24 protein-coding genes and 1 riboswitch are annotated in these 26,800 nt (G+C 69.6%); of the genes, 18 read left to right on the top strand and 6 right to left on the bottom strand.

What is annotated here, in order from left to right; genetic code table 11:
• Nucleotides 1-35: 35 nt before the first annotated feature.
• The 3 genes from ACF06X_RS12240 to ACF06X_RS12250 all read left to right on the top strand — a co-directional run bounded on the left by ACF06X_RS12240 (nucleotide 36) and on the right by ACF06X_RS12250 (nucleotide 3,390).
• Nucleotides 36-518 carry an NUDIX domain-containing protein gene (locus tag ACF06X_RS12240; RefSeq protein WP_392287164.1) on the top strand — a complete coding sequence of 161 codons (483 nt, stop codon included), beginning with the start codon at nucleotides 36-38 and terminating at the stop codon, nucleotides 516-518.
• 55 nt (nucleotides 519-573) lie between these two features.
• Complete coding sequence (locus ACF06X_RS12245) at nucleotides 574-1,431, top strand: 3-hydroxybutyrate dehydrogenase (protein ID WP_392287165.1); 858 nt, start codon at nucleotides 574-576, stop codon at nucleotides 1,429-1,431.
• A gap of 69 nt (nucleotides 1,432-1,500) precedes the next feature.
• Complete coding sequence (locus ACF06X_RS12250) at nucleotides 1,501-3,390, top strand: helix-turn-helix domain-containing protein (protein WP_392287166.1); 1,890 nt, start codon at nucleotides 1,501-1,503, stop codon at nucleotides 3,388-3,390.
• 52 nt (nucleotides 3,391-3,442) lie between these two features.
• Here ACF06X_RS12250 and ACF06X_RS12255 read toward each other — a convergent pair whose 3' ends face one another.
• Together ACF06X_RS12255 and ACF06X_RS12260 are read right to left on the bottom strand one after the other, a co-directional pair.
• Nucleotides 3,443-4,813: an MFS transporter gene (locus ACF06X_RS12255; RefSeq protein WP_392287167.1), complete on the bottom strand. Its 1,371-nt coding sequence runs from the start codon at nucleotides 4,811-4,813 to the stop codon at nucleotides 3,443-3,445.
• Between the two features lie 138 nt (nucleotides 4,814-4,951).
• The gene (locus tag ACF06X_RS12260) at nucleotides 4,952-5,584 is read right to left on the bottom strand and encodes a TetR/AcrR family transcriptional regulator C-terminal domain-containing protein (RefSeq protein ID WP_392287168.1); all 633 of its coding nucleotides are present in this window, start codon (nucleotides 5,582-5,584) and stop codon (nucleotides 4,952-4,954) included.
• Between the two features lie 164 nt (nucleotides 5,585-5,748).
• On the opposite strand from ACF06X_RS12260, the gene ACF06X_RS12265 reads away from it, so the two are divergent.
• From ACF06X_RS12265 to ACF06X_RS12320, 12 genes are all read left to right on the top strand, one after another.
• Complete coding sequence (locus ACF06X_RS12265) at nucleotides 5,749-7,302, top strand: APC family permease (protein ID WP_392287169.1); 1,554 nt, start codon at nucleotides 5,749-5,751, stop codon at nucleotides 7,300-7,302.
• Nucleotides 7,303-7,448: 146 nt separating this feature from the next.
• Entirely contained in the window at nucleotides 7,449-8,600 is a 1,152-nt protein-coding gene (locus ACF06X_RS12270; RefSeq protein WP_392287170.1) for an agmatine deiminase family protein, read from the top strand.
• Nucleotides 8,601-9,154: 554 nt separating this feature from the next.
• Nucleotides 9,155-11,374, top strand: coding sequence for a nitrate- and nitrite sensing domain-containing protein (locus ACF06X_RS12275; RefSeq protein ID WP_392287171.1), 2,220 nt, complete (start codon nucleotides 9,155-9,157; stop codon nucleotides 11,372-11,374).
• Nucleotides 11,371-11,775 (top strand): roadblock/LC7 domain-containing protein, encoded by a 405-nt coding sequence (locus tag ACF06X_RS12280; RefSeq protein WP_392287172.1) that lies wholly within the window; start codon nucleotides 11,371-11,373, stop codon nucleotides 11,773-11,775. The genes ACF06X_RS12275 and ACF06X_RS12280 overlap by 4 nt, the downstream gene beginning before the upstream one ends.
• A 56-nt stretch (nucleotides 11,776-11,831) precedes the next feature.
• Nucleotides 11,832-12,146 (top strand): DUF742 domain-containing protein, encoded by a 315-nt coding sequence (locus tag ACF06X_RS12285; protein ID WP_392287173.1) that lies wholly within the window; start codon nucleotides 11,832-11,834, stop codon nucleotides 12,144-12,146.
• A complete protein-coding gene (locus ACF06X_RS12290) occupies nucleotides 12,133-12,723 on the top strand; it encodes an ATP/GTP-binding protein (protein ID WP_392287174.1) in 591 nt (196 codons plus the stop codon). Before ACF06X_RS12285 ends, ACF06X_RS12290 begins: the two co-directional genes overlap by 14 nt.
• A 325-nt stretch (nucleotides 12,724-13,048) precedes the next feature.
• Nucleotides 13,049-15,571 (top strand): tetratricopeptide repeat protein, encoded by a 2,523-nt coding sequence (locus ACF06X_RS12295; protein ID WP_392287175.1) that lies wholly within the window; start codon nucleotides 13,049-13,051, stop codon nucleotides 15,569-15,571.
• A gap of 574 nt (nucleotides 15,572-16,145) precedes the next feature.
• Entirely contained in the window at nucleotides 16,146-17,645 is a 1,500-nt protein-coding gene (locus ACF06X_RS12300; RefSeq protein ID WP_392287176.1) for a DHA2 family efflux MFS transporter permease subunit, read from the top strand.
• Between the two features lie 91 nt (nucleotides 17,646-17,736).
• Nucleotides 17,737-17,884, top strand: a riboswitch (cobalamin riboswitch).
• A 103-nt stretch (nucleotides 17,885-17,987) separates the two neighbouring features.
• Nucleotides 17,988-19,094, top strand: a complete 1,107-nt coding sequence (locus tag ACF06X_RS12305; RefSeq protein WP_392287687.1) for a FecCD family ABC transporter permease — start codon at nucleotides 17,988-17,990, stop codon at nucleotides 19,092-19,094.
• The gene (locus ACF06X_RS12310) at nucleotides 19,094-19,879 is read left to right on the top strand and encodes an ABC transporter ATP-binding protein (RefSeq protein ID WP_392287177.1); all 786 of its coding nucleotides are present in this window, start codon (nucleotides 19,094-19,096) and stop codon (nucleotides 19,877-19,879) included. The genes ACF06X_RS12305 and ACF06X_RS12310 overlap by 1 nt, the downstream gene beginning before the upstream one ends.
• Nucleotides 19,880-19,889: 10 nt before the next feature.
• A complete protein-coding gene (locus ACF06X_RS12315; protein WP_392287178.1) occupies nucleotides 19,890-20,927 on the top strand; it encodes an ABC transporter substrate-binding protein in 1,038 nt (345 codons plus the stop codon).
• Nucleotides 20,928-21,222: 295 nt separating this feature from the next.
• On the top strand, nucleotides 21,223-21,579 hold the full coding sequence (locus ACF06X_RS12320) for an N-acetyltransferase (protein WP_392287179.1): 357 nt from the start codon (nucleotides 21,223-21,225) through the stop codon (nucleotides 21,577-21,579).
• A 248-nt stretch (nucleotides 21,580-21,827) separates the two neighbouring features.
• On the opposite strand, the gene ACF06X_RS12325 is transcribed toward ACF06X_RS12320, so the two are convergent.
• The 4 genes from ACF06X_RS12325 to ACF06X_RS12340 form a co-directional block, all read right to left on the bottom strand.
• Nucleotides 21,828-22,901: a magnesium and cobalt transport protein CorA gene (locus ACF06X_RS12325; protein ID WP_392287180.1), complete on the bottom strand. Its 1,074-nt coding sequence runs from the start codon at nucleotides 22,899-22,901 to the stop codon at nucleotides 21,828-21,830.
• A 116-nt stretch (nucleotides 22,902-23,017) separates the two neighbouring features.
• Entirely contained in the window at nucleotides 23,018-23,284 is a 267-nt protein-coding gene (locus tag ACF06X_RS12330; protein WP_392287181.1) for a DUF4235 domain-containing protein, read from the bottom strand.
• Nucleotides 23,281-23,748: a DUF3618 domain-containing protein gene (locus ACF06X_RS12335; RefSeq protein ID WP_392287182.1), complete on the bottom strand. Its 468-nt coding sequence runs from the start codon at nucleotides 23,746-23,748 to the stop codon at nucleotides 23,281-23,283. The genes ACF06X_RS12330 and ACF06X_RS12335 overlap by 4 nt, the downstream gene beginning before the upstream one ends.
• Entirely contained in the window at nucleotides 23,745-24,164 is a 420-nt protein-coding gene (locus ACF06X_RS12340) for a phage holin family protein (RefSeq protein WP_392287183.1), read from the bottom strand. The genes ACF06X_RS12335 and ACF06X_RS12340 overlap by 4 nt, the downstream gene beginning before the upstream one ends.
• A 532-nt stretch (nucleotides 24,165-24,696) precedes the next feature.
• Between ACF06X_RS12340 and ACF06X_RS12345 the strand changes: the two genes are divergently transcribed.
• The 3 genes from ACF06X_RS12345 to ACF06X_RS12355 all read left to right on the top strand — a co-directional run.
• Nucleotides 24,697-25,692 carry a cation diffusion facilitator family transporter gene (locus ACF06X_RS12345; RefSeq protein ID WP_392287688.1) on the top strand — a complete coding sequence of 332 codons (996 nt, stop codon included), beginning with the start codon at nucleotides 24,697-24,699 and terminating at the stop codon, nucleotides 25,690-25,692.
• A gap of 84 nt (nucleotides 25,693-25,776) precedes the next feature.
• Complete coding sequence (locus ACF06X_RS12350) at nucleotides 25,777-26,112, top strand: ArsR/SmtB family transcription factor (RefSeq protein ID WP_392287184.1); 336 nt, start codon at nucleotides 25,777-25,779, stop codon at nucleotides 26,110-26,112.
• Nucleotides 26,112-26,800 (top strand): cation transporter (locus ACF06X_RS12355; RefSeq protein WP_392287185.1); only part of this gene is annotated, 689 nt, incomplete at its 3' end. The genes ACF06X_RS12350 and ACF06X_RS12355, both read left to right, overlap by 1 nt.

Genomic DNA, 26,800 nt, shown 5'->3' on the forward strand with positions numbered 1-26,800 from the left:
GCGTTCCTTGATCCAGAGGGCCTTAGGGTCGAGGTATGGGTACACCTGACTTCATCCGCGAACTCCGGGCCAGCGCCGGTCACCAACTGCTCTTCCTGCCGGGCGTGAGCGCCGTCGTCTTCGACGACCGGGGCCGGGTGCTGCTCGGCAGGCGGGCCGACAACGGCCTGTGGTCGATCATCGCGGGGATCGTCGAGCCCGGGGAACAGCCGGCCGCCTGCGCCGTCCGCGAGGTGTACGAGGAGACCGCCGTCCGCGTCGAGGCTGAGCGGGTCGTGATCGTCCAGACCCTGAGCAAGCCCATCGTCTATCCCAACGGGGACCAGTGCCAGTTCATGGACGTCTGCTTCCGCTGCCGCGTCGTCGGCGGCGAGGCCCGGGTCAACGACGAGGAGTCGACGGACGTCGGCTGGTTCGACGTGGACGACCTGCCCGAGATGAACCGGTTCTCCCACTTCCGGATCGAGCAGGCGCTCGCCGACGAACCCACATGGTTCGACACCACGCCCATGGGCTGAAGTATGGGTCGGGAACACATCGGTTGACGGTGGGGTGCTTCATAAGGTGCGGAACATGAGCGCCCCCACCACATCAGGTCCCGCCTCCGCCCCCGCGCCGGCCCGGCCCCTTCCGGCCCCGCCCGCTCCGGCCACCGCGCCCGGGACCGTCCAGCTCGACCTCACCGGCCGCACGGCGCTCGTCACCGGGGCGGCCGGGGGCATCGGACGCGCCTGCGCGCTCCGGCTCGCCGCCGCGGGCGCCCGGGTCAGAGCCGTCGACCGCGCGGCCGACGGCCTTGAGGCGCTCCTCGCACAGGCCCACGGCCTGTCCGGCGCCGTGGAACCGCAGATCCTGGACCTCACCGACCTCGACGGCGCGGAGGCCGCGGCCGCCGGCGCCGACATCCTCGTGAACAACGCCGGGCTCCAGCTCGTCCGCCCGATCGAGGAGTTCCCGCCGGACGTCTTCCACACCGTTCTGACCGTGATGCTGGAGGCGCCCTTCCGGCTCATCAGAGGAGCGCTGCCCCACATGTACGCCCAGGGGTGGGGCCGGATCGTCAACGTCTCGTCCGTGCACGGGCTGCGGGCCTCCGCCTTCAAGTCGGCCTATGTGGCCGCCAAACACGGCCTGGAGGGACTCTCCAAGACCGCCGCCCTGGAAGGCGCCCCCCATGGGGTCACCTCCAACTGTGTGAACCCCGGCTATGTGCGCACCCCCCTGGTCGAGCGGCAGATCGCCGACCAGGCCGCCGCCCACTCCATCCCACCGGAGCGGGTCCTGACCGACGTCCTCCTCAAGGACTCGGCGCTCAAGCGGCTCATCGAGCCCGAGGAGGTCGCGGAGGCCGTGCTCTACCTCTGCACCCCCCAGGCCTCCTTCATCACCGGCACCTCCCTCACCCTCGACGGCGGCTGGACCGCCCACTGACGGCCCTCCGGCCCGCCGGTTTTCCACAGGGCTGGTGCCACCACCCGTACGGCAGGTATCCCTGTGTCCATGTCCCAAGAACAGGTCTCCTACCTGGAACTCCTCGCACGAGGAGCCGCGGCGGAGGCATACGACCGGCCCGCGCTGCTCGCCCGTGCGAGCGGCGCGGGCCCCGAGGCGCTGGCCGAACTCGAGAAGGCCAAGCAGCTCGCCCTGCGCGTACGGGCGGAGCTGGAGGGGAGACGACGCCGCGAGGCGGAGCTCTCCGCCCTCTTCGAGACCGCCCACGACCTCGCGGGACTGCGCGACCTCGACGCGGTGCTCCGCGCCATCGTCCAGCGCGCCCGCTCCCTCCTCGGCACCGAGGTCGCCTACCTCAGCCTCAACGACCCCGCCGCCGGCGACACGTACATGCGGGTCACCGAGGGCTCGGTCTCCGCCCGCTTCCAGCAGCTCCGCCTCGGCATGGGCGAAGGGCTCGGCGGCCTCGTCGCCCAGACCGCCCGCCCGTACGTCACCGACAACTACTTCGACGACGCCCGCTTCCAGCACACCCGCACCATCGACTCCGCCGTGGGGGACGAGGGGCTCGTCGCCATCCTCGGTGTGCCGCTGACCCTGGGCAGCCAGGTCATCGGCGTGCTGTTCGCCGCCGACCGGCGCGCCCGGGTCTTCGAACGGGAACAGGTCGCCCTGCTCGGCTCCTTCGCCGCGCACGCCGCCGTCGCCATCGACACGGCCAACCTGCTCGCCGAGACCCGCTCCGCCTTGGCCGAACTGGAGCGGGCCAACGACATCATCCGCGAACACAGCGGCGTCATCGAGCGCGCCTCCGAGGTGCACGACCGGCTCACCGAACTCGTCCTGCACGGCGGCGGCGTCCACGACGTGGCCGACGCGGTCTCCGAAGTCCTCGGCGGCAGGGTGGAGTTCATCGAGGAAGGTCTCGACGCCGCCCGGCTCGCGGACGGCCACGCGCTGCGCGACGGCGACCGCTGGGTGGCCGCCGTCGCCGCCGGCGGCGAGAGCTTCGGCGCCCTCGTCCTGCACGGCCAGCCCGACCTCGACCCCGTCGACCAGCGCACCCTGGAGCGGGCCGGTCTGGTCACCTCGCTGCTGCTGCTCGCCCGCCGCTCGGCGGGCGAGGCGGAACAACGGGTACGGGGGGAACTGCTCGACGACCTCCTCGACGCCCCAGACCGCGACCGCCGCCTGCTGCGCGAACGCGCCGCCCGGCTCCGTACGGACGTCGACGCGCCCCATGTGGTGCTCGCCGCCCGCATCGACCGGGCCGGGGCCGGAGGAGAGGCCGACAGCGGCGTAAGGGAGAGCGCGGACCGGCAGCGCTTGTGGTCGGCCGCCTCACATCTGGCCGCCACCCACCGCGGCCTGGCCTCCGCACGCGACGGGGGGACGGTGCTGCTCCTGCCGCTCGGCCCCGGCGAGAGCGCGGCCGAGTTGGCCCGGCGGACCGCCAAGCACCTCGGCGGCGCACTGCGCGAGCCGGTCACGGTGGGCGCCTCGGCACCCGTCGACTCGCCCCTCGCCCGGCCGGGCCGGGTCGCCACGGCGTACGGCGAGGCCCGCCGCTGTCTGGACGCGCTGCGCCTGCTGCACCGCGCGGGTGAGGGCGCCGCGGCCGAGGACCTGGGCTTCCTCGGCCTGCTGCTCGCCGACACCCGGGACATCGAGGGCTTCGTCGACCGCACGATCGGCCAGGTCGTCGCGTACGACCGGCGGCGCGGCACGGACCTGGTGCGGACGATGGACGCCTACTTCGCGAGCGGGATGAGCCCCGCCCGTACGAAGGACGATCTGCACGTGCACGTGAACACGGTCGCCCAGCGCATCGAGCGGATCGGCCGGCTGCTCGGCCCGGACTGGCAGTCGCCGGCCCGGGCTCTGGAGATCCAGCTCGCCCTGCGACTGCACGCGATGTCGGCCGCGGTCGCCCGCTGAACACGCCGAAGGCGCCGGCCCCTCGCGGGACCGGCGCCTGTCGTGTGCGTCCTCAGGCGTCGGCGCGGACCGGCGCCGCGTCCACGGGGGCGTCCTCGGCGACCTCCGAGAGATCGCGGTTGCGGGTCTCGCGGGCGCAGCCGACGGCGACGATCGTGAGAAGCGCGGCGGCGATCACGTAGAGGGAGATCGGCGTCGAGGAACCGTAGTCGGCGAGCAGCGCGGTCGCGATGAGCGGCGCGGGGGCACCGGCGGCGACCGAGGAGAACTGCGCGCCGATCGAGGCGCCGGAGTACCGCATCCGGGTCGCGAACATCTCGGAGAAGAACGCGGCCTGCGGCGCGTACATCGCCCCGTGCAGCACAAGCCCCACCGTCACCGCGAGCAGCAGCGATCCGAAGCTCCCGGAGTCGATCAGGGCGAAGAACGGGAACATCCAGGCGCCGACACCGATCGCGCCGATCAGGTAGACCGGCCGGCGGCCGATCCGGTCGGAGAGCGCGCCCCAGGCGGGGATGACGGCGAAGTGGACGGCGGAGGCGATCAGGACGGTGTTCAGCGCGGTCTGCTTGGAGAGACCGACCTGGGTGGTCGCGTAGACGAGGATGAACGCGGTGATGACGTAGTAGGAGATGTTCTCGGCCATGCGGGCGCCCATCGCGATCAGCACATCGCGCCAGTGGTGCTTCAGGACGGCGACCAGCGGCATCTTCTCGACCTGCCCGGCGGCGGCCTTGCGCTCAGCGGCGGCGGCGAGCGCCGCCTTGAACACCGGCGACTCGTCGACCGACAGCCGGATCCACAGACCGACGATCACCAGCACACCGGAGAGCAGGAACGGTATGCGCCAGCCCCATGAGAGGAACGCCGCGTCCGAGAGGAGCGCGGTGAGCGCGGACAGCACACCGGTCGCGAGCAGTTGACCCGCCGGCGCCCCGGTTTGTGGCCACGAGGCCCAGAAGCCGCGCCGCTTGGCGTCCCCGTGCTCCGACACGAGCAGCACGGCCCCGCCCCACTCACCGCCGAGCGCGAACCCCTGCAGCAGCCGCAACACGGTGAGCAACACGGGAGCGGCGGACCCGACGGCCGCGTGCGTGGGCAGCAGCCCGATCGCGAAGGTCGCCCCACCCATCAGCAGCAGGCTCAGCACCAGCAGCTTCTTCCGCCCGAGCCGGTCACCGTAATGCCCGAAGACGAGCGCGCCCAGCGGCCGGGCGGCGAACCCGACGGCGTAGGTCAGGAAGGACAGCAGCGTCCCGACCAGCGGATCGGACTCGGGAAAGAACAGCTTGTTGAAGACCAGCGCGGCGGCCGACCCGTAGAGGAAGAAGTCGTACCACTCGATGGTGGTCCCGATGAGGCTCGCGGCGACGATGCGCTTGAGGTTCGATTCGGCGGGTGGAGCCGCTGCGGGGGAGGCCATGTGCACCACTTCCAGGCGATGTGCGGGGACGTTTCCGTGTCGCCACACCGTAGAAACACGCAGGTCACCGTCGTATGTGGTGGGACACCATAGTTCGCGGCCCTCACATGCGCCCGGCCGCCATGGTCCCCCTGACGGTCAGCTCCGCAGCTGCGCCGCCAAGCCGTCGAGCAGCAGGGCGAGCCCCAATTCGAAACTGCGGTCGTCGAGTGCGACCAGCCCCGCGCCCACGTCCGAAGCGCCTTCGAGGGAGTCGGCTAGCGAGGGATATGACGGTCGGTAGTCACCCGGCGATCGGGCGAAGCCTGCGGCGAACGTCTCCAGGGCGGAGCCGAGGACCAGATAGTCGATCACGGCCGCCACCTCGGCCGCCTTCGCCGGCGCGCAGCCGGCCCGGGTCAGGGTGGCCAGCAGCGTGTCGTAGCCGCGCAAGGCCTTGTCGGCCTCGACCCGTCGCCGCGCGACCAGGGGGATCACGTTCCAGTGGCGCAGATACACCTGGCGGTAGCCGCGGGCATACGCGGCGACCCCCTCCCGCCACTGGGGGTCTCCGAGCGGGCTGAGGTCGATCTCTTCGTTGATCAGTTCCGATGCCGCGTCGAGCAGGTCGTCCTTGGACGCGACGTGATGGTAGAGCGATGCCCCGCGCACTCCGAGGCGCTGCGCGAGCGTCCGCATTCTCAGGGCCTCGGGGCCCTGCTCCCGCAGGAGTTCCAGGGCGGCGCGGGCAATGATCTCGCGGCTCAGCAGTACGTGGCTCGGTCGGCCCATGGACGCGTTGCCCCCTTCCGGCCGTCAGGTTACCCGTCGGCACGGCTTCACAAGGGCGCGGGTGTCGGGCTATGGTCCCGGCAATCCGAATACCTAACAACGTTAGATTTAGGCAGTGGGGCACGCCGACAGCCTCGGCCAGGCTCCCTCCCCCGAGGTGGACAATGAACCAACCCTCTTCCCGCAGCTCCGCCACCGAGGCCCCGCAGGGCGCCGAGGTCCCCCAGGACAGCGATTCCGCCCGCCTGCGCGACCTGGGCTACAAGCAGGAGCTCCGCCGGAGCCTCGGCGTCCTGGGGAACATCTCCATGGGCTTCGCCGTGGTCTCCCCCGTCGTGGCGCTGTACGCGGTGGCCATGGTCGGCACGATCGTCGCCGGACCCGCCTGGGTCTGGGCGCTGCCCGTCGTCCTGCTCGGCCAGTGCCTGGTCGTGAACGTCTACTCCGAGCTGGCCTCGCAGTGGCCGCTCGCCGGCGGTCCCTACCAGTGGGGCCGACGCCTGCTGGGCCCCTCCTTCGGCTGGATGGGCGGCTGGGTGTGGCAGTTCGCCGTGATGTTCGCCAACACCACCGTGGCCTACCTGGCCGCGCCCTGGGTCTTCGCCCTGTTCGGCATCACGCCCACGCCGGGCGCCATGGTGGCGGTGTCGGTCGCCATCCTGCTGCTGTGCATGCTGGTCAACGCCTACGGCATCAGGATCCTCAGGCTGTTCGTCTCCATCGGCATCGCCGCTGAGGCGATCGCATCGGTGCTGGTCGGCTTCGCCCTGCTGCTGTTCTTCCGAGAGCACGACTTCGTCCTGTTCACCGACACCATGGGGGCCGAGGAGCTGTCCGGCGGCTCGACCGCCATGGCCTTCCTCGCCGCGGTCGCCGTCGCCGGCTGGGCTTTCATCGGCTTCGACGCCTGCGTCTCCGCCTCCGAGGAGACGAAGAGCGCGGGCCGACAGGTGCCGCGCGCCATGTGGTGGGCACTGCTCAGCGTCGGCGTGGTGGTCATTCTCAACGCGATGGCCGTCGCCCTCGCCCACCCCGACCCGGAGTCCGCCGTCCTCGGTGAGGACATCGACCCGGTCACCACCGCGGTGGTGCACTCCTTCGGCTCCTGGTCCGACAAGCCGTTCGTCGCCGTCGTCCTGGTCGGCTTCCTGGCCTGTGCCATGGCGTCCCAGGGCGGTGCGGCCCGCGGCCTGTACTCCCTCGCCCGGGACGGAGTCTTCCCCTTCTCGAACCAGGTCAGGAAGGTCAACAAGCGCAAAGCCCCCATCGGCGGACTGGTCGCCTCCACCCTGGTCAGCGGCACCGCCCTGCTGCTCGGCCTGAACGCCACCGCCATCGGCAGCCTGATCGCCTTCGGCACGGCGGCCACCTTCCTGCCGTTCTTCCTGGTCTCCCTGGCCGCGCTGATCGCCCGGTTGCGCGGCAGTTGGATCCCTTCCGGCCACATCAGGCAAGGGAAGAAGGGGACCTTCCTCAACGTGCTGGCCGTCCTGTGGACCGCCTTCGAGGTGATCAACGTCTGCTGGCCGAGGGAGACGCTCGCTCCGCCGGGCGCCCCCTGGTACCAGGTGTGGTCGGGCGTCCTGGGCACCGTGGTGATTCTCGCCGCCGGGCTTGCCTATCTGCTCGTCAAACGGCCGCAGGACAGAATCCGCAACGACAAGCCCGCCGAGGCGGGCGGGGAGCGGTCCCCCGAGTTCGCGGCCGAGCCCTCCTGATTGCCGAGCCCTCCTGATTTGTCGAGGACGGCTGGTTGTCGAGGACAGCCGCCGAGTGCTCCGACCATGCCGGCCGGGCTGCCTCAGAGACCCACCCCCCACACCTGGAAACACCGGACTGCCGTTTCTCTACGAGGAGTTACGCCATGAACGCACCACGCATGTCCAGCATGTCCAGGCGACGCTTCGGCATCGCCGCGGCGACCGCTGCCGCCGCCGCTGCTTCGATGATCGGCGGCCGCGCCGTCGCCGCCCCCGCCGCCGGGCGGACCGCCCAGCGGGAGACGCAAACGGTCTTCCACGCACCGGCGGAGTGGGAGGCGCACTCCGGCTGTGTCATGGCCTGGCCCTGGGACCGGACCGTCGGCTGGGGCGGGCTGCTGACCGACGTCCAGGCCGAGATCGCCGCCATCGCCAAGGCCATCGCCCGTTTCGAACCGGTCCTCATGGTCGCGGAACCGGGCCACGCCGCCGCGGCCCGCGCGCAGTGCGGCAGCGCGGTCACCGTCATCGAGTACCCGATCAACGACTGCTGGACCCGGGACACCGGTCCCATCTTCGCCGTCGACGCGGCGAAGACGCGCAAGATCGGGCTCGACTTCCGCTTCAACGGCTGGGGCGAGAAGTACCCGTACGACAAGGACGACCTCCTGCCGGTCGGCGTGTGCGACCACCTCGGCGTGCAGCGCGAGCCGGTCGGCATGGTCCTCGAGGGCGGGGCCGTCATCACCGACGGCCAGGGCACGCTCATCACCACCGAGGAGTGCCTGCTCAACCCCAATCGCAACCCGCACATGACCAGAGAACAGATCGAGACCACCCTCAAGGAGTCCTACGGGGCGACCAAGGTCGTCTGGCTGCCGTACGGCCTCGCCTACGACGACATCACCAACGGCCACGTCGATCTGTGCGCCGCGTACCTCGGTCCGGCGAGGCTCCTCATCCACACCCAGCCGGACACCGCCAACCCCAACCACGCCCGTATGGCCGCCAACAAGGCCGTTCTCCAGGGCTCCACCGACGCCCAGGGCCGTCCCTTCCAACTGGTGGAACTCCACCAGCAGCCCCACTTCACGCTCAACGGACTGAACGTGAGGACGTTCAGCTACACCAACTACTACGAGACCCGCGGCAGCGTCGTCGTCCCCACCGCGAACCACGCGGACGACACCGCCGCACTCGCCCTGTTCCGCACCTTGTTCCCCGGCCGCGAGGTCGTGGGCATCCCGACGCGCACGCTCGCCTGGGGCGGCGGCGGCGTCCACTGCGTCACCCAGCACATCCCCGCGACGCAGTAGCGCATCTCCGTCAGGAAGCCGTGCCCGGCGGACCGGAAGACATACGATCCGCCGGGCACTTCCGCGTCCTCCGCCGGGTCTGCGCTGCCCTGGCCCGGGAACTTCGCGAGAAACCCGACCTCGACGTCACTGGCATCCCCGAAGTCCACCACCGACGGCGCGCTTTGGGCCGTACTCGTAGGTTCGTCGCGGTGCGAGGCGGCCGGGGGGATGGCTGGACGTCGCGGTTGGGTTTCGATATGCACTCCGAAGTGCAACGTCTTCGTCGCCAATACCACACACCGTCAATGGAAGCCATCCATCCGTTTATTCGTCGTGGCTGGTTATGATCGGTACCCCGCATCCCGCCGAAGCTGAACCGGACTTCCCCCGGTCCACACCCTAGGACTGCGTCTGGTCAGGCTTCTGGGGCGTCCCCGCTGTCTCCCCGTTCCCGAGGACAGATGTCTCCCATAGAACCCGAAGGTCCGCGAGGGCAGTCGACGACTCGTCGGCGGTCTACCGTGCGCCTGCGTACGCTGCTCATTTGGCTGGCGATTGTCCCTATTCTGGCGATGAGTGCCCAAGTGGTCGTGACCGCACAGCGGCTGGTGCACCAGTCGGAGCACCTGCGCGCTGATGTGGCAGTTGGTGAGCTGACCTACGTACCCCTGACCAGGCTGATGGCCAACGTGCAGGCTGAGCGGAGGATGACCGCCACACGGTGGGCGGGCGGCCCCGTGTCCGAGAAAGAGCTGCGCGAGCGGCGCGCGGCCACGGACCGGGCCGCGGACGAGTTCCGCCGGGCGGCGGACGGAGCTCTGGCGGCGACCGGGCGCGAGGGCGATCATTACGTCGCGGAGCTGAAGCACAGCCTCGCGGATCTGGCCGCGTTCCGCGAGCGCGCGGACGCCCGCAGCGGGGGCGCGGATCGTACGATCGGCTACTACTCCGACCTCGTCGACCGCATCATCCGGGTGTACCAGAACCAGTTCAGCCATGCGGAAGACGCCGAGCTCATCCAGAAGAGCGGCTTGGTCGTCACGGTGTTCACGGTGTCCGAGATGGTGGCACGCGAGACCACCATCCTCGCCCTGGCCGGGCCGTCCAGGCGTCTGAGCCCTTCCGGGTTCGCCGAATTCGTCAACTCCGTCGGATCCCAGCGGTACCAGTACGACGAGTGGGTCGCGCCGTATCTGACGGCCGAGGACAGAGCAGCCTACGACCAGGTCTTCGCCTCGGACGGCTGGAAGACGAAGGTCCGCATCGAGGACGCGGTCATCTCCGACCACCAGAACACCGCGTCCGGCATCAAGCTACCCAAGGAGGCCGACGCCTGGCGGGCCGCGTATGACGAGTTCGCGGCGCGCGTTGCCGAGCTCGACGCGCAACAGGGGCGAGCACTACTCCTGCAAGCCGACGCCAAGGCCACGGATCTGGAGAACGAGGTCATCTGGCTGATCGTCGGAAACGGCGCGGCCGTCTTGGCCGTCGCTGCCGTCATCGTGCTCACCACGCGCTCCGTACTCCGCCGCCTGCGCGAGCTGCACCGACGTACGGTGGCCATCGCCGAGGACACGCTGCCGGACGTCGTGGCCCGACTCCAGCGTGGACAGCCCGTCGACGACAGCGCGCTGCCCACGGTGAGCGGAGACCAGGACGAGGTCGGACGTATCAGCGACGCGTTCGCGCGTGTCGTATCCGTATCCGTCGACGGGCACGCGCAGCTCGCGGCCGAGCGTCAGGGCTTCGGTATGTTCGCCGCGGGCATCGCCTCGCGCACCGGAAACCTGGTCAGCCGCCAGCTGACCCTCACCGACGAACTTCAGGACACCTTCGGTCACGACGAAGTGCTGCTCGCCCAGTTGATGCGATCCGACCAGTTGACGGTGGGCATGAGGCGGCAGATCGAGAACCTGCTCATCCTGGCGGGTGGCGAGATTCCTGATCCGCACACCGAGCCCATGCGCGTCGCCGACCTGCTGCGCGAAGCCGCCGCCGAGGTCGAGGACTTCCGGCGGATCGATCGCCAGGCCCTGGACGAGATCAGCGTGGAGCCGCGGGTGATCAGCGAGATCAGCCACCTCCTGGCGGAGCTGCTGGACAATGCCACCCGGTTCTCTCCGCCCAGGTCGAAGGTGGTCGTCCGTGCCGAACTGGTGACAGACGGGCTGTCGATCGAGATCGAGGACCGCGGACCCAGGGTCGCGGCCGAGAAGTACGAGGAGATGAACGGGCGCCTGCACTCCGCCCCGCCGTACTCCGTCCTGGCGGAGAACGCGCACCGGCTCGGACTCTTCGTGGTCGGCCACCTCGCCGACCAGCTCCGGGCCAAAGTGACGCTGCGCCGCTCGGTGTACGGGGGGACATCGGCCGTCGTGATCCTCCCCAAGGAACTGCTGGTGCCGACTGAACCGGTCCGGACAGGGAAGGACGTGCCGCGCGCGTCGGCGCCGTCCGCCCCGGCCGTGAGCCTCCTCGATGAACGCAAGCCCGAGCTGGTCCTGCACGCGAAGACCGGGCTGCCCAGCCGTACGACACCCGAGCGCTCTCCCGAGCGGGCGGGGGAGAGCAAGCCTCGGGTCCCCTTGGTGACACGGGACGGAGACTCGAAGCCGGCCCTCCCCGAGCGAGTCCCGCAGGCCCACATCGCCGAGCAGCTCCGCGCGCCACGCGCACCGGAAACCGACGCCGGTCGGGACGCGGCCACGCCCGAAGAGGTGGCCGACGCCTGGGCGGACTACGAACACGGGACCCAGACAGTGGAATCAGAGCTCCGACAGGATCAGCGATGACGACGACACCGAACGACATGATCTACAGCGTCCTGGACAACAACCTGAGCAGGATCGCCGGCATCCAGGGAGCCGTACTCCTGTCCAACGACGGGATCAAGCTCAGCTCGTACCAGCTGGAGCGGGCCCAGGCGGAGCGCATAGCCGCCGCGTCCTCCGGCATCGCCGCCACGATGAAAGCGATATCCAGGGAGGTCGACGGCGGCCGGGTGATCCGCCAGCTGGTCGAGATGGACGACAGCTATCTCTGCATCGTCGGGTGCGGGGAGGGCAGCACGCTCATCGTGGTGACCTCCCGCAAGGCGCGGCTAGGGGAGCTGGGCGGCGAGGCCGTGCGGACCGCCCAGGCGCTCGGTGAGTGGCTGAGCACGCCTGAGCGCAGCCAGGCGCAGTCGTCGTAATGGCGGACGAGCCCGGGCCGCAGCAGGGAGGCCGCCGCCGGACGCGGCTGTACGCCATGACCGATGGACGTACGGCAGCGCCGCACACCGTCCTCACCATGGACACCACGATCACGGCGGCGGCCGCCGCGGACGGCCACGGCGGTCTGCCCACCGAGTGGCAGGCCATCCTCGACATGTGCCGGCCGCCGGGCGGCCTGGCGGTCGCCGAGATCGCGGCGCGGATGCACATCCGCCTCACTCCGATGACGCTTCTTCTCGGCGAACTCGCGGAACGGGGGCTGATCGAACACCGGCCGCCACTGGAAGGTGCCGAGACCACCAATGTCCACCTGCTCATGAAAATCAGGGACAACCTTGCCCGGATATGACACCCCTGCCCAGGATGCGGACCCCGTCAAGATCCTCATCGCCGGGGGATTCGGCGTCGGTAAGACGACCCTGGTCGAGACGGCCTCCGAGATCGAGCCGTTGCGCACCGAGGAGCGGCTGACGAGCGCGGGCGTCGGCGTCGACGACCTCGACGGCATCGAGTCCAAGGCGGTCACCACCGTCGCGATGGACTTCGGCCGCATCACGCTCACCGACGCCGGGGTCGTCCTCTACCTGTTCGGCACACCGGGCCAGGAGCGCTTCTGGTTCATGTGGGACGACCTGCTGAACGGGGCACTCGGGGCGATCGTGCTGGTCGACACGCGACGCCTCGACCGCAGCTTCCCGGCCGTCGACTTCTTCGAGAACCGAGGGCTTCCGTTCGTGGTCGGCGCGAACTGCTTCCACGGCGAGCAGCTGTACACCGCCGAGGAGATCGGGGCGGCGCTGCATCTGCGTGACCCGAACACACCCGTCCTCATGCTCGACGCTCGCTCTCGCGACGACGTGCGCGGTGTACTTCTCTCGCTGCTGGACCTGCTCATTGCCAAAGCAGGGGCCACGGCGGCCGGCTGACACCATGATGCGTCCCCGTGGGCGGGCATGGGCAGCGCTGCTCAGGCGTCCTGGGCCCGTGAACGGGCCGCCGTCGCCGGATGCCTGATCGACGGGTTCACGTCACGGGGACGTTCCGTGTCGCCACACCGTAGAAACACGCAGGTCACCGGCGTATGTCGTGGGACCCCATAGTTCAGCGCGACGGGGTGCGCGTGCCCACCATGGGATCCGGCACCGACCTGACGGGTCGGGCACGTTGTGGTGGTGCGGTGCCGGCCACGAATCATCGGTGAATCCTGCGATCCAGCGGTGCGCCTCATCGTGATCGCAGCAGACTGGGGCCATGGGTGTGCGGCCGCGTTGGGAAGAGCTCGCCGGGGCACGGCAGGCGTTCGAAGAGGGCGTGACGATGCTCCTCGCCATGGTCTATCCGGGCCTCAGGCATGTTGACGGTTCTGGCGGTGACCGGGGGGAGGACGCCGTCCTGCGACTGCCGGGAGGTGGGCGGCATGTCTTCCAGGTGAAGGGCTTCACGGGGCGTCTGAGACCGGCCCAGCGCCGTCAGGTGGAACGCTCACTGAAGCGAGCGGCTGAGGGCGAGCCCACGCGGTGGACTCTCGTCGTACCACTCCGTCTTACACCGAATGAGTGGGACTGGTTCGATGGACTCCGCGACGGCTTCCCCTTCCCCTTGGACTGCCACGATCTGCACTGGCTGAACACCAAGTCCTACCAGCACCCGGCCATCGAGGCCCTGTTCCAGCCAGAAGTTCCCTTGGCTGCCCCGCTGAACTGGCCTTGCGTGGCGGACACCAGCCCTATCGATGCCGGCCTTGCTGTGCCCGCGAGCGGCGACATTCCTCCCTATGTGGCGCGTGACATCGATCCCGTGGTGCGAGCTCGGATTCGAGCGACGGCTGAGTCGGGCGGAGCGCTCGTGATCGTGGGGGATTCCGCTGCGGGGAAGACCCGCACACTCTACGAAGCCCTGTGCGCGGAACTGCCCGGCCACCGCTTCGTGCGCCCAGGACAGGACGGCGACTTCCCGTTGCTGATCGCGGGCATCGTCGCGGCGGAGGGGCCCTGCGTGTTGTGGCTCGACGAGTTGCACCGCTTTCTGGAGGACGGCCGCTACCTCACGCCACAGAGGCTCGGGGAATTGCGCCGTGCGAGGGCCATCGTCCTGGCCACGCTCGACGCGTCGGCCCATGAGCACTGGCATCGCTCGGCAGTGTTGCGCCAGATGCAAACCCTGGTGCTCGATCGGCGCTGGAGCCTGGCCGAACGCCAGCGTGCCGCTGAGGCGTCGGACTTACGCGTCGTCCACGCCGCACGGGTGGACCCGGCCATCGGAGTCGCCGAATGCCTGGCCGCCGGACCATGGCTGTGGCAGGAACTGAAGCTGGCCGATCGGGCGGGCGGGCAGCCACGGGGGGCGGCACTGATCCGGGCAGGTATCGACCTCGTCCGGGCCGGCCTCGCTGGCCCGTTGCCCACCTCGCTGCTCCTCGACTCCCACGTGGCCTATCTCGCCGACAGCGGCGGCCCCGCACTACGCCCCGAACCAGCTGACGACGCCTTCACCTGGGCAGGGAAGGTGCGCCTAGGAGTCAGCAGCATGCTGCTGCCTGTGGGCGAGGACACCTGGAGGGCCCATCCTCAGCTGGCCGCCGTGGCCGCCGTGGCCGACGACGAGGGCGTCATGGTTCACCCGTTCACTTGGTTCCAAGCGCTCGGCGCGGCCGGCGATCTGGACGACATGTTCACGGTGGCGCTCAATGCCAGCAGGCATGCCCCTTCCATCGGCGTCTTCCTGTGGCGATCGCTAGCCGACGTCGGCCTGAGCAGCGCCGCGAACAACCTGGGCGTCACCCTGGCCGGCCTGGGCCGATACGAAGAAGCCGAGCAGGTGTACCGGACGCAAGCAGACCCGGAGGACGCCGTGGTCCTGCTGAACCTCGGCAACCTGCTGTGCACGACAGGCCGCCACGACGAAGCAGAAGAGGCATACCGTAAGTCGGGCGAACGAGGCGAAGCGAAGGCTTGGAACAATCTCGGGCTGCTCTTCAAGGACCAGGGAGCGTACGCCCACGCCGAGTCGTGTCTGCGCAGCGCCGCCCTGGCCGGCGCCCCTGACGCCGAGTACAACCTCGGGGTGCTCCTCGACGAGCTCGGGCGAGCTGACGAGGCCAAGGCCGCGTATGCCCGTGCGTACGACGCTGGGGACGTAAGCGGCCTGACCAACTGGGGGCTGCTGCTGCTTGCGGAAGACCGATGGACCGAGGCGGAACCGTTGGTACGGCAGGCCGCCGAAATGGGAGACGGGGACGCGATCTTCTGTCTGGCCAACGCGGCGAAAGCGGAAGGGGACATGCGCCGGGCAACGGACTGGTACCACCACGCGATCGATGCTGGTGATGCCCGTGCCTGCTTCAACCTGGCGAACCTTCATCGGGACGACGGCCGTCCAGACTTGGCCGAGCCGCTCTATCGGCAAGCCGCCGATGCCGGAATCACCAGCGCCCTATACAACCTGGCACTCCTCCTCAAGAGGCAGAAGCGCCTCACCGAGGCCGAGGACTTCTTTCGCCGGGCTGCAGCGGAAGGACACCAGGAAGCCCTCTTCCATCTCGGCGACGTGCTACGCCAGGCCGGCCGCCAGGAGGAAGCCACTGCGCAGTGGAAGGCGGCCGCTGAAGCTGGTGACCCCAATGCGGCGATCGCACTCGCGACCGTGCTGACCGACCCCGCCGAACAGCCCTATCTCCGGAAGGTCCTACGCGGAGCGGCAGACGCCGGCGACAAAGACGCGGCCCTGCTGATTTCGGTGTTGAACGGCGCTCGAGCTTCGTCCTCCGGAGAATGAGGAGATCTCCTTGCAGTCGTCGCGTTGAGCGACTTCCGGCGGCGGCAAGCGAAGGTGCCGGGCTGGTGGGCGACAAGGCCGCCGAGGTAGGGGGCACCGCGCAGGGAACAGGCTCCCGGCCGCAGCGCCTGGCGGAGAATGCGCGTCGGCCGGTAGATGAGCTACGGGACACGCCATCGCGATCCCCGATGCGGCGGTCGGCGAGGTCACCGAGGCGATGCTCACGCTCCGATAGCGGACGGCGGATGCCGTACGGGTCTGGCCCCCACGCAGCAGTGGACGTCGGAGGCGCGAGGCGCGATCCGGCCGCGCGCCCGCGATCGGCACGATTCCGACCCGAGGCCGTCCAGGGCGCTTTTCTCGGTCCATGTCCCGTAAGCCCACGGCTTTCTGCCGTCAGCGCTCCACGTCGAACGTCGTAGTCATCACGGAAGCGCGGCCACAACCAACAAAATCGTTTGAGCCTTGGCGGCGGCACCGGCAGGATCGGGTGACACCGATGAGTTCTTCCCGCCGCCGTGGTCTGTCAGTGTGTCGCACCCCGCGGAGGACACTCACATTCACGGAAGGCACCATGCTCGCACCACACGCAACACCCACCCTCTCGCCCGCCCGCGTCACCGCCGTGCTGCGGATTCTCGTGCTGTCCACGTTCGTGGTCCTCCTCAACGAGACGATCATGGTCAATGCGATCCCGCGGCTCATGCGCGAGTTCGAGGTCACCGCGGCGGCCGCTGGGTGGCTGTCCACGGCCTTCATGCTCACCATGGCCGTCGTCATCCCGGTGACGGGGTGGTTCCTCCAGCGCGTGACGACTCGGACGGCCTTCGGCGTGGCCATGGCCCTGTTCCTCACCGGCACGGCGCTGGCCGCGGCCGCGCCCGCCTTCCCTGTGCTGCTGGCCGCCCGCGTCATCCAGGCGAGCGGCACCGCCGTCATGATGCCGCTGCTCATGACGACACTGATGACCCTCGTGCCCCCGCACGACCGCGGCCGGGTCATGGGCAACATCACCCTCGTCATCTCCGTCGCACCCGCCCTGGGCCCGGCGGTCTCCGGTGTGCTGCTGCAACTCGGGTCATGGCGGCTGTTGTTCCTGGCCGTGCTGCCCATCGCCGGAGCCATGGCCCTGTTCGGCCTGCGCCGGTTGGTCAACATCGGTGAGCCGAAAGCCGGCCCGATCGACTGGCTGTCCGTTCTCCTCGCGGCAGCGGGCTTCGGCGCCCTGGTCTACGGCCTGAGCGGGCTCGGCGCCGGGAACGCGGAGCAGAACACCCTGCCGCCGTCGGCCACGACCGTGGCCGGTGCCGTGCTGGTGGGCCTGTTCGTATGGCGACAGCTGTCACTGCAGCGCTCGTCCACGCCGCTGCTGGACCTGCGCAGCCTGACATTCCGTCACTTCTCCGTGGCGCTCGTCCTGATGTGCCTGGCGTTCATGGGCCTGATGGGCGCGTTCATCCTGCTGCCGATCTACCTGCAGGACGTGTGCGGCCTGACCTCGCTGCAGACCGGCCTGCTGCTCATCCCCGGCGGCCTGACGATGGGCCTGCTCGGACCGCAGGTCGGCAAGCTCTACGACCGGCTCGGCGCACCACGCCTGGTCATGCCCGGAGCCGTACTGACAGCGTTGTGCCTCGCGCTGTTCGCCTTCGCGGGCGAACACACCTCACCGTGGCTGGTGCTCGCCCTGCACATGGCCCTGAGCGTCGGTATGGCGTTCGTCTTCACGCCGATCTTCACGTCCGGGCTGTCCGTACTGCCGCCTCACCTCTACGCGCACGGGTCCGCCATCCTGGGCTCGCTCCAACAAGTCTCGGCCGCCGCCGGCACCGCCCTCGTCATCAGTGTCATGTCGGGACACGCCGCCACGGCAGCAGCCGAGGGCGCCGATGCCACCGGCGCCCTGGCCGTGGGCATCCGGTGGGGATTCGGCGTCGGCGCCGTACTCGGCGGACTGACCGTGCTGGTCGCTCTGCTGGTCCGCACCCCGCCCGCTCCGCAACAGCCCGCTGCGTCGGAGGCCCAGGACGAAGACGGCACCACGACGAACGAAACCGCCCACACACCCACCTGACGCCCTGGACGACCGGCCCGGCGGGCGCTGTCGGCATGTGCCCGCGGGCCTCGGGTTCGTCACGGGCCGGGTTTCCCCGGCGGCGCACCGCCAGGAGCGCGCGATAAGCTGCTGGCGCCCCGCGGGGGAAGTCCGGTCGAAGTCCGGCGCTGACCCGCAACGGTAGGCGGAGTGACGAACCTGTACGCAGGTCCGTCACTCCGTGAGCCCGATTACCCGCGGCGGTGAAGGCTCCTGACAACTCGCCGTGGACTGCGAGAGGGCGCTGCGCCGGGCGTACCGCGTCGTCGGCCGCACCCTGGCGCGTGGCACGGCCCGAGGCGAAGGCGATCCGCCGTGGCCATACCCGTCGAACAGAGCGGCATCGCCGCGCCGCCTGACGCCCCCCGCACAGGCACCGGCCCGGCGCCGCCACGACGCGTCCCCTTGCCGCCTCTCCTCGTCGCCCTGTGCGTCGCGCTGGTGGTCTCGCTCGCCTGCGGGGCGGGGATCGGGGCTTCGGGACTCTCCTGGGCCGAGGTGATGCGCTATCTCTGGTCAGGGCTGACGGGCGGAGCGATCACCGCGGACGAGGTGCCGGCGTACACCATCGTCTGGGAACTGCGCTTCCCCCGCGCCCTGCTGGCCGCGGTCGTCGGCGCGGGGCTCTCGGCCGTCGGCGTCGCCGTGCAGGCCATGGTCCGCAACGCGCTCGCCGACCCGTTCGTCCTCGGCATCTCGTCGGGCGCCGCCGTCGGAGCCAACGCCGTCCTGCTCTTCGGCGCCCTGGGCGCGCTCGGCATCTGGGCACTGTCCAGCGCCGCGTTCCTGTCCGCGCTCCTCGCCATGACGCTGGTGTACGCGATCGCCCGCACCCCTCGCGGTCTGACCCCGATGCGGCTGGTCCTCACGGGCAGCGCGATGTATTACGGCTTCTCGGCCGTCACCACGTTCATGGTCTTCGCGGCCGAGCACGGCGAGGCCGCCCGCTCCGCGATGATGTGGATGCTCGGCAGCCTCGGCGGGGCCAACTGGGCCTCCCTGCCCATCGCCGCCGGCGCCGTGCTCGCCGGCCTCGTCCACCTCGCGCTGTCGGCACGCCGACTGAACGCGCTCGCCATGGGCGACGAGACGGCAGCCGCGCTGGGCGTGGACGCCGGACGGCTCCGTAAGGAGCTCTTCGTGGTCTCCGCGGCCGTCACCGGGGCCGTCGTGGCCGTCAGCGGGGCGATCGGCTTCGTGGGGCTGATGGTTCCCCACGGCGTACGGATGCTGGTCGGCGCCGACCACCGCCGGGTGCTGGCCGTCGCACCGCTGGTGGGCGCGGTGCTGATGATCTGGGTGGACATCCTCTCGCGCCTCGTGATGGCGCCGACCGAACTTCCGGTGGGAGTCCTGACCGCCGTGATCGGCGTGCCGTGCTTCGTCCTGCTGATGAGACGCCGCTCGTACAGCTTCGGAGGCGCGTGATGAGGATCGACATCGACGACCTGACGGTGGAGCTCGCGGGCGCGAAGCTGGTGGAGGACGTCACCCTACGGGTGGGCGGAGGCCGGCTCGTCGGGCTGGTCGGACCCAACGGCAGCGGCAAGTCCAGCCTGCTGCGCTGCGTCTACCGGGCGCTGCGCCCGACCGCCGGTACGGTCCGGCTCGACGGGCGGGATCTGCACGCGATGAGCGCGCGTGAGGGCGCCCGGCGCCTGGCCGCCCTTCCCCAGGAGTCCGTCGCCGAGTTCGACTTCACGGTCACCGAGGTCGTGGCGATGGGACGGTTGCCGCACCAGAGCGCGGCTGCCCGCACCACGGCCGAGGACCGGCGGGCATGCGAGGCCGCGCTGGCTCGGGTCGGCGCCGCCCACCTCGCCGACCGCGGCTTCCTCACGCTCTCGGGCGGGGAGAAGCAGCGGGTCCTGATCGCCCGCGCGCTGGCCCAGCAGCCCCAGGTGCTCGTCCTCGACGAGCCCACCAACCACCTCGACATCGCCCAGCAGTTGGAAGTGCTGTCCCTGGTGCGGGACAGCCGGCTCACCGTGCTCACCGCACTCCACGACCTCAACCTGGCCGCGGTCCACTGCGACCTGCTGTACGTGATCCAGCACGGCCGGATCGTCGCCTCCGGCGCTCCGCACGACGTGCTCACCCCCGACCTGCTGGCCGAGGTCTTCGGCGTACGGGCGCACCGCGTGCCGCACCCCGAATCCGGGGCCCTGCAGCTGCTCTTCGACCGACTCCCGTCCGCTCGCCCCGCCTCGTAAGGAGCCATCCATGCCCTCTCCCGTACGCCCCGCCGCTCTCGTACGCCCCGGCGCTCTCGTGCTCGCCGCGGCTCTCGTCCTCACCGGCTGCGGTGCCGAGGTCACCTCCGCCGGCAGCGGGGACGGCGCGGCCAAGGCGGTCGGCCACTACCCGGTGACCATCGAGAACTGCGGGGAGAAGAAGACCTACGACGCGGCTCCGAAGCGCGTGGTGACCAATGACGTCGGCATCACCGAGATCATGTTCGCGCTCGGCCTGGAGGACCGTATGGCGGGCTACGTCATGCCCGACGACAAGGGAGATCTCGATTCCGTCCCCTGGAAGGACGCCTACCAGAAGACGAAGTGGCTGTCGAAGAAGACGATCAACAAGGAGCTCGTCCTCGACTCCCGGGCGGACCTGGTCTTCGCCGGCTGGAACTACGGCTTCAACGAGGCTGAGGGATTCACCCCCGCGGAGCTGGAGAGAGTGGGGATCGGCTCGTACGTGCTGACCGAGTCCTGCCGCAACGGGCGGGACAAGGCCCGGGGCGTGATGCCGCCGCTCGACGCGCTCTACGTCGATCTGCGGAATCTCGGGAAGCTCTTCGACGTCGAGGACCGTGCGGAAGCCCTCATCGCGGCCTTCCAGAAGCAGGTGGCCGAAGCGCAGGCGAAGGCCCCGAAGGGGGCCGACCGGCCGCGTGTCTTCCTCTACGACGCCGGCCGCGACAGGCCCCTGACGTCCGGTGTCTACGCGGGGCCGCACGACATCATCACCAAGGCGGGCGGTGACCACGTCATGAAGGACCTCAAGGACAGCTGGACGACGGTCGGCTGGGAGACCGTCGTCGAGCGGGACCCGGAAGTCATCGTCATCAATGATTACGGGGACGTCAGTGCGGAGCAGAAGAAGGAATTCCTGAAGTCCTACCCGCCGCTCGCGGGCGTTTCGGCGATCAAGCACGACCGCATCGTCGTCCTCGACTACGTGGAGCTGGTGGAGAGCCCGCGCAACCCTGCGGCGATCGCCTCGCTGGCCGCGCAGCTGCGGAAGCTGAAGGGGTGACGGATGGTCCTCGCCGTGGCGGGTGGCGGGTGGCGGGTGGCGCGTGGTGGCCCGGTCGCCCGCGATGCGTCGGGGACGACTTCCATGTCGGCCTGATTGGCCCAGTGTTGATGGCAGGGGCAGAATTGGTCGCTGATATCGGGGCACGTGCTCATACATGCAGGGAAACCAGACGTTTGCCATGAGTACCGCGCACGGCCGGTCGCCTGGCCTGAGGGCCGGCCCGTCGCACCGGCGGGCCGGGGGAAGGCACCGGCGCTCTGGACGGCGCTGGGGCAGGTGGCATCGCCGGCTCATGGCCTATCGCGACATCGAACTGCTGCCGGCTCCCGCCCCAGAAGGGGCGGGTCAGGATTGTCTCCTGCTGGTACACATCCGCAAGGTGGTCGGGCGAGTGACCTACCAAGCATGCGGTCGGTGTGCCGAGGGCGTGATCACCGACGTGGTCCTCGACGAACCGTTCCGCGACAGCGGGCTGGGTACGAGAGCTCTTTCGCATCTGCGCTCCCGGTATCCCGGCGTCACCTGGCGCACCACGGTCGACCGCCGCCTCACCCGTGATCTGCTGCGGCGGATGCGTGTCCCCGAGGCATCCGCCGGGGGGAACTGCCCCCACGGGTTGCCCGCCGGCGTTGCCCATGCCGGTGGTTGAGCAGGGTCGATCTGCTTCGGGGCGAAACAGGGACGGGGCCCTGCGCTGGTCCGGTGCGGCCGTTACGTGGAGTCGGCGTCAGCTGAACACCCGGCGGCGGTCCTTGGGTGCGAGTGCCCCGAATGCCTCGGCCCCGTACTCACGCAGGCACGCCGCTGCGCCTCCTGTACCAGCCCTCTCCCCACCCTGCCCGCACAGACCGCAGCGACCAGCACGGGTGGGTGACAGCAGCGTCTCAAGGCTCGGAGTTACAGCCACCCGTTGCGGCGGAAGACCCGGTGGAGCAGGGTGCACGCGCTGACCATCACGGCGATGGCCAGGGGGTAGCCGTAGGTCCATTCCAGTTCAGGCATGTGGGCGAAGTTCATGCCGTAGACGCCGGCGATGAGGGTGGGCAGGGCGAAGATGGCGGCCCAGGCGGAGATGGTGCGCATGTCGTCGTTCTGCCAGGTCCCCACCTTGGCCAGGTGGGCGTCCAGGACGGAGTTGAGCAGTTCGTCCAGGGACCGGGCCTCGGTATCGGCGCGGTGCACGTGGTCAGCGACGTCGCGGAAGTACGGCAGAGCCTCCTCCGGCCAGCCGGAGCGCGGGCCGGCGAAGTCCTGCACCACCGGCACCAGAGGCTGCACGGCATCCCTGAATTCCAGGACCTCCCGCTTGAGGGAGTACACCTCTTCGATCACGTCTTCGCGCGCCGGGGAGAACACCCGGCGCTCCAGGCCGGTCAGATCACCGCGCACTTCCTCGGCGATGGAGGTGTAGGCGTCGACAACCACGTCCAGGACCGTGTGCAGCACCGCCACCTGGCCCAAGGCCAGCAGGGCCGGGTCGCGGTCGAGTCGGCGGGCGGCTTCGGCCGCGGGGTCCGCCTGTCCGTGGCAGACGGTGAGGACGAAGTTCGGGCCGAGAAAGATCATGGCCTCGCCCGACTCGACCTGCGAGGTCTCCTCCACGTACCACAACGTCTTCAGCGCGACGGAAAGCACATCCCCATAGCGCTCGCGCTTGGGCCGCTGATGGGCCTGTACGGCGTCTTCCACCGCCAAGGGATGCAGGCCCAGCTCACCGGCCAGCGCCTCCACCTCCCGTGCCGAAGGATCGGCCAGGCGGATCCACCCGAACGTCTCTTCCGGCGCATCCCGCAGCCGCTTCAGTACGCTCTCGCTGCCCTCCACCACTTCAGGGGCCTGCGGACTGCCGTCGTTTCGATAGATCACACACTCCATACCCTCACACCTACGCACCGTGCCCCGATTCATGCGCAGCCCGCGGGTCCGCCCCTGGGGTCGGGCCCGGCTACCAGCAAGGCGGATGCCGCTCACGCTCGATGCGGACCTCGTCGTGCGGACGGGGACGGTCTGCCGGACTTCTCCGGTGCGCCGCCAGGGGGTCCCTGGCGGCGCCGGGATTCCCGTACCGTCGACGGTGACGGGACGCGTCAGCCGGGCCAGGTGCCGGTCAGGCGGTGCAGCGTGACGGCGCCGCCCCGGTCGACGGCGGCTTTGACGGCGGCGAAGATCGCTCCCTGCAGGCTCGCGGCGAGCAGGACTTCCTGCCAGCTGCGGTCCTGATCGGTTGCGTCGGGGGCATCGTCATCATTCCCGAGCATCTTCCACGCCTGCTTGAACGCCGCTCCGGCGATCATGCCGCTGGCGGCCCCGAGGGCCAGGCCAACGGGCTTGTACGCGATCTTGGACGCTTTCACCGGTGCCCCCTGTCGCGGCGCTTCTTGACCAGCACCAGCAGCACCAAGGCGGCCACCGCCACCAAGGGCCCGCGACGCCGGCGCGCGGCCCGCGTGACCTGACTCGCCTTCTCGGTGACCGCTTCCGGGGTCTTTTCCCGGAACGTGCTCGCCACCGTGGCCGCGGACTGGGTGATCTGTTCCTTGGCCTGGGCGGCCTTCTCAGCGACCGGGTCGGGAAGCCTGTCCTGCGCCACCTTCGCGGCCTGGGCCGCCTTCTCCCTGACCTGCGCTGCCTTCTGCTGCACCTGCACCTTTGCCTCAGTCGTCTTGTGCTGAACCTGTGCCTTCACATCCGCCTTGCCGGCCAGAGCCTCCACCGTCTGCCCGAGCCGCTCGCGTGTGGCCTCGGTCTTCTCGCGCAGTTCCTCGGGTGTAGGGGCCTGCTCACGGGACTGGGACTGGGACTGGGGCTTGTCGCTCATCGGTGCGCCTTCTCCTTGATCTCGGCCACGTCGGCCTTGACACTGTCGATCGCCCGCTCGGGCGTGGGCGGGGTGGCCTGGGCGACCTGCTTCTTACCTGCCAGGGCCAGGGCGCCGGCGATCACCAGCAGCACGCCGCAGACGATCAGCGCCGACGCCCACACCGGGAGTACCAGGGCCAGCGCAGCGATTCCCGCGGCCACCAGGGCCTGCAGCGCGAGGAACGCCACCATGCCCGCGCCGCCGAACAGCCCGCCGCCGATACCGAACCGCTTGCCCTTGTGGACCATCTCCGCCTGGGCCAGGCGCATTTCTTCACGCACCAGCTGCGACAACTGCTGCGACGCTTGCGTCACCAGCGCCCCAACCGAGTCATCCTTGCCCTGGGGCCTGGTGGGGTGCTCAATGGTGCTCACGGTCAGTCAACCGCCTTTCCTTGGTGTACCGCTCCTTACAAGAACTGCCCTTTTCGGGGGTTGCCGGCTCTGCGTGTCCTCGCCGCCGGACTTCATGGCGCGCCGCCATTGCACGAACCTCCGAATTGTCGTGGGCGTGTCACCGCAGCGCCTACCCCGACGGAAGGGAGCCATCCTCAATCCCTTCCAGCATCGGTAGCGCGCCCCGGAACGCATCCGGTCGACCGCAACCGTCAGGGCAGGACAGGGCAGGGCAGGGCAGGGCAGGGCAGGGCAGGGCAGGGCAGGGCAGGGCAGGGCATGCCGTGGTCGATGACGAACATGGGGCTTCCAGGTGCGCCTGCCTGTGCGGAGTGAAGTCGAAAACCGATCCCGATCCCAATCGGAATGTACCGTCTGAATTATGAAGCCGCAGGTCAACGGCTCGTTAACGGGGGTGATTTCCGACTTCATTGCAGCCTTTGCGTATTCCTCCAATGTGCGCTTCACTTCGCGGGCGAAAGGCCGGAGACTTTCGAAGCGAGGGGGAACCATGGGGAGTAAGCCGCACGATCACGGCTCACACGGTCATGACCACGGCGTGACCGCCGACACGGACAAGCGCTGGCTCTCGATCGCGCTCGCGCTGATCGTCGGCTTCATGTCGGTCGAAGTGGTCATCGGCTTCGTAGCCCAGTCGCTGGCACTGATCTCCGATGCCGCCCACATGCTCACCGACGCCGTGGCCATCGCCCTGGCGCTCATCGCCATGCGGATAGCCAAGCGGCCGGCCAAGGGCGGATACACCTACGGCCTCAAGCGTGCGGAGATTCTCTCCGCGCAGGCCAACGGGCTCTCACTGATCCTGCTGGGCGCCTGGCTGGCCTATGAGGCAGCCGAACGACTCATCGAACCGCCCGAGGTCAATGGCGGTCTCATGCTGATCACCGCGCTGGCCGGAATCGCTGTGAACGTGGCCGCCACGTGGTGCATCTCCCGCGCCAACCGCTCCTCGCTCAACGTGGAAGGCGCCTACCAGCACATCCTCAACGACCTCTTCGCGTTCATCGGAACCGCGATCGCCGCCCTGATCGTCGTCACCACGGGATTCGCCCGCGCCGACGGCATCGCCACGCTGATCGTCGTCGCGCTCATGTTCAAGGCCGGCTACGGCCTCCTCCGCGACTCGGGGCGCATCTTCCTTGAGGCTGCCCCCGCCCATGTCGACCCCGAGCGGCTCGGCGACGAACTGACGGCTCACTCCTCGGTCACCGAGGTGCACGATCTCCACATCTGGCAGATCACTTCCCAGGAGGCGGCCCTGTCCGCCCATGTCCTTGTGGAGCCGGACGGCGACTGCCATGCGGTGCGCCGCGACCTGGAGGACCTCGTCCGCCGCGACTACGGCATCACGCACACAACCCTCCAGGTCGACCATCAGCCGGAGCGAGTCCTCCAACTCACCACCCGCGGCGGCGGCGCAAGCCCGGCCCCGCACTGCGAAGGCCCGCACGGGCCTGTCCATCGGGATGCGTCGCACGACCACTGAGTGGCTCCGGCCCCCGGCGGGCCGTAGCCGGAAACCGACTATCCACGCTTCTCTGAATTCAGGATCCCATGTATCGTTTTGGCTGTGCTGAATCTCGCGACCGACATCGAGGTGCTGGCACGGTTCGGCCGTGCCCTCGCCGACCCGATCCGCTGCCGTCTGCTGCTCGCCCTGCGTGCAGCTCCCGCTTATCCTTCCGACCTCGCCGACGAACTCGGGATCTCTCGCACACGTCTGTCGAACCATCTGGCGTGCCTGCGCGACTGCGGGCTGGTCGTGGCCGTACCCGAGGGCCGCCGCACCCGGTACGAACTCGCTGACCCCCGGCTGGGACACGCGTTGGACGACCTCCGTCAGGCGGTGCTGGCTGTCGCCGCGGACAGCAGTTGCCCCGACACCGAGGAGAAGGGCTGCTGCTGATGGCCGCCGGCTTATCCCTCGGACCGGTACCCGCGCGACGAGAGGTCCTGGCACGCCGCATACGGCTGCTGGTCGCGGCGACCATCGCCTATAACGTGGTCGAAGCGATCGTCGCCCTCACCGCGGGAACGATCGCATCGTCCTCCGCTCTGGTGGGCTTCGGCCTGGACTCGATCATCGAGGTCTCCTCGGCCGCGGCAGTGGCCTGGCAGTTCTCCGCTCGCGAGCACGCACTTCGGGAAGAGCGCGAGAAGAAGGCGCTGCGGATCATCGCGGTCTCGTTCTTCGCACTTGCTGCCTTCGTGGCAGTGGACGCGATCCGCGCGCTGAGGGGCAGTGGGGAGGCGCAGTCGTCGATCCCGGGCATCGTTCTGGCGGCCCTGTCGCTCGCCGTCATGCCGTTCCTGTCGGCCGCTCAGCGCAAGGCCGGTCGTGAGCTGGGTTCGGCATCGGCAGTCGCGGACTCCAAGCAGACGCTGCTGTGCACCTATCTGTCGGCCGTGCTGCTGTTGGGCCTGGTCGCCAATGCCACGCTCGGCTGGTCATGGGCGGATCCGATAGCGGCGCTCGTCATAGCGGCGATCGCGGTCAAGGAAGCCCGGGGGGCATGGCGTGGCGACGGCTGCTGCGCACCGGCCGGTCTGAGCACGCTGAACGCCGACGCGAAGCCGGCGGGCAGCGACGACGT

This window comes from Streptomyces sp. NPDC015346, from assembly GCF_043078785.1.
Lineage (GTDB): Bacteria > Actinomycetota > Actinomycetes > Streptomycetales > Streptomycetaceae > Streptomyces.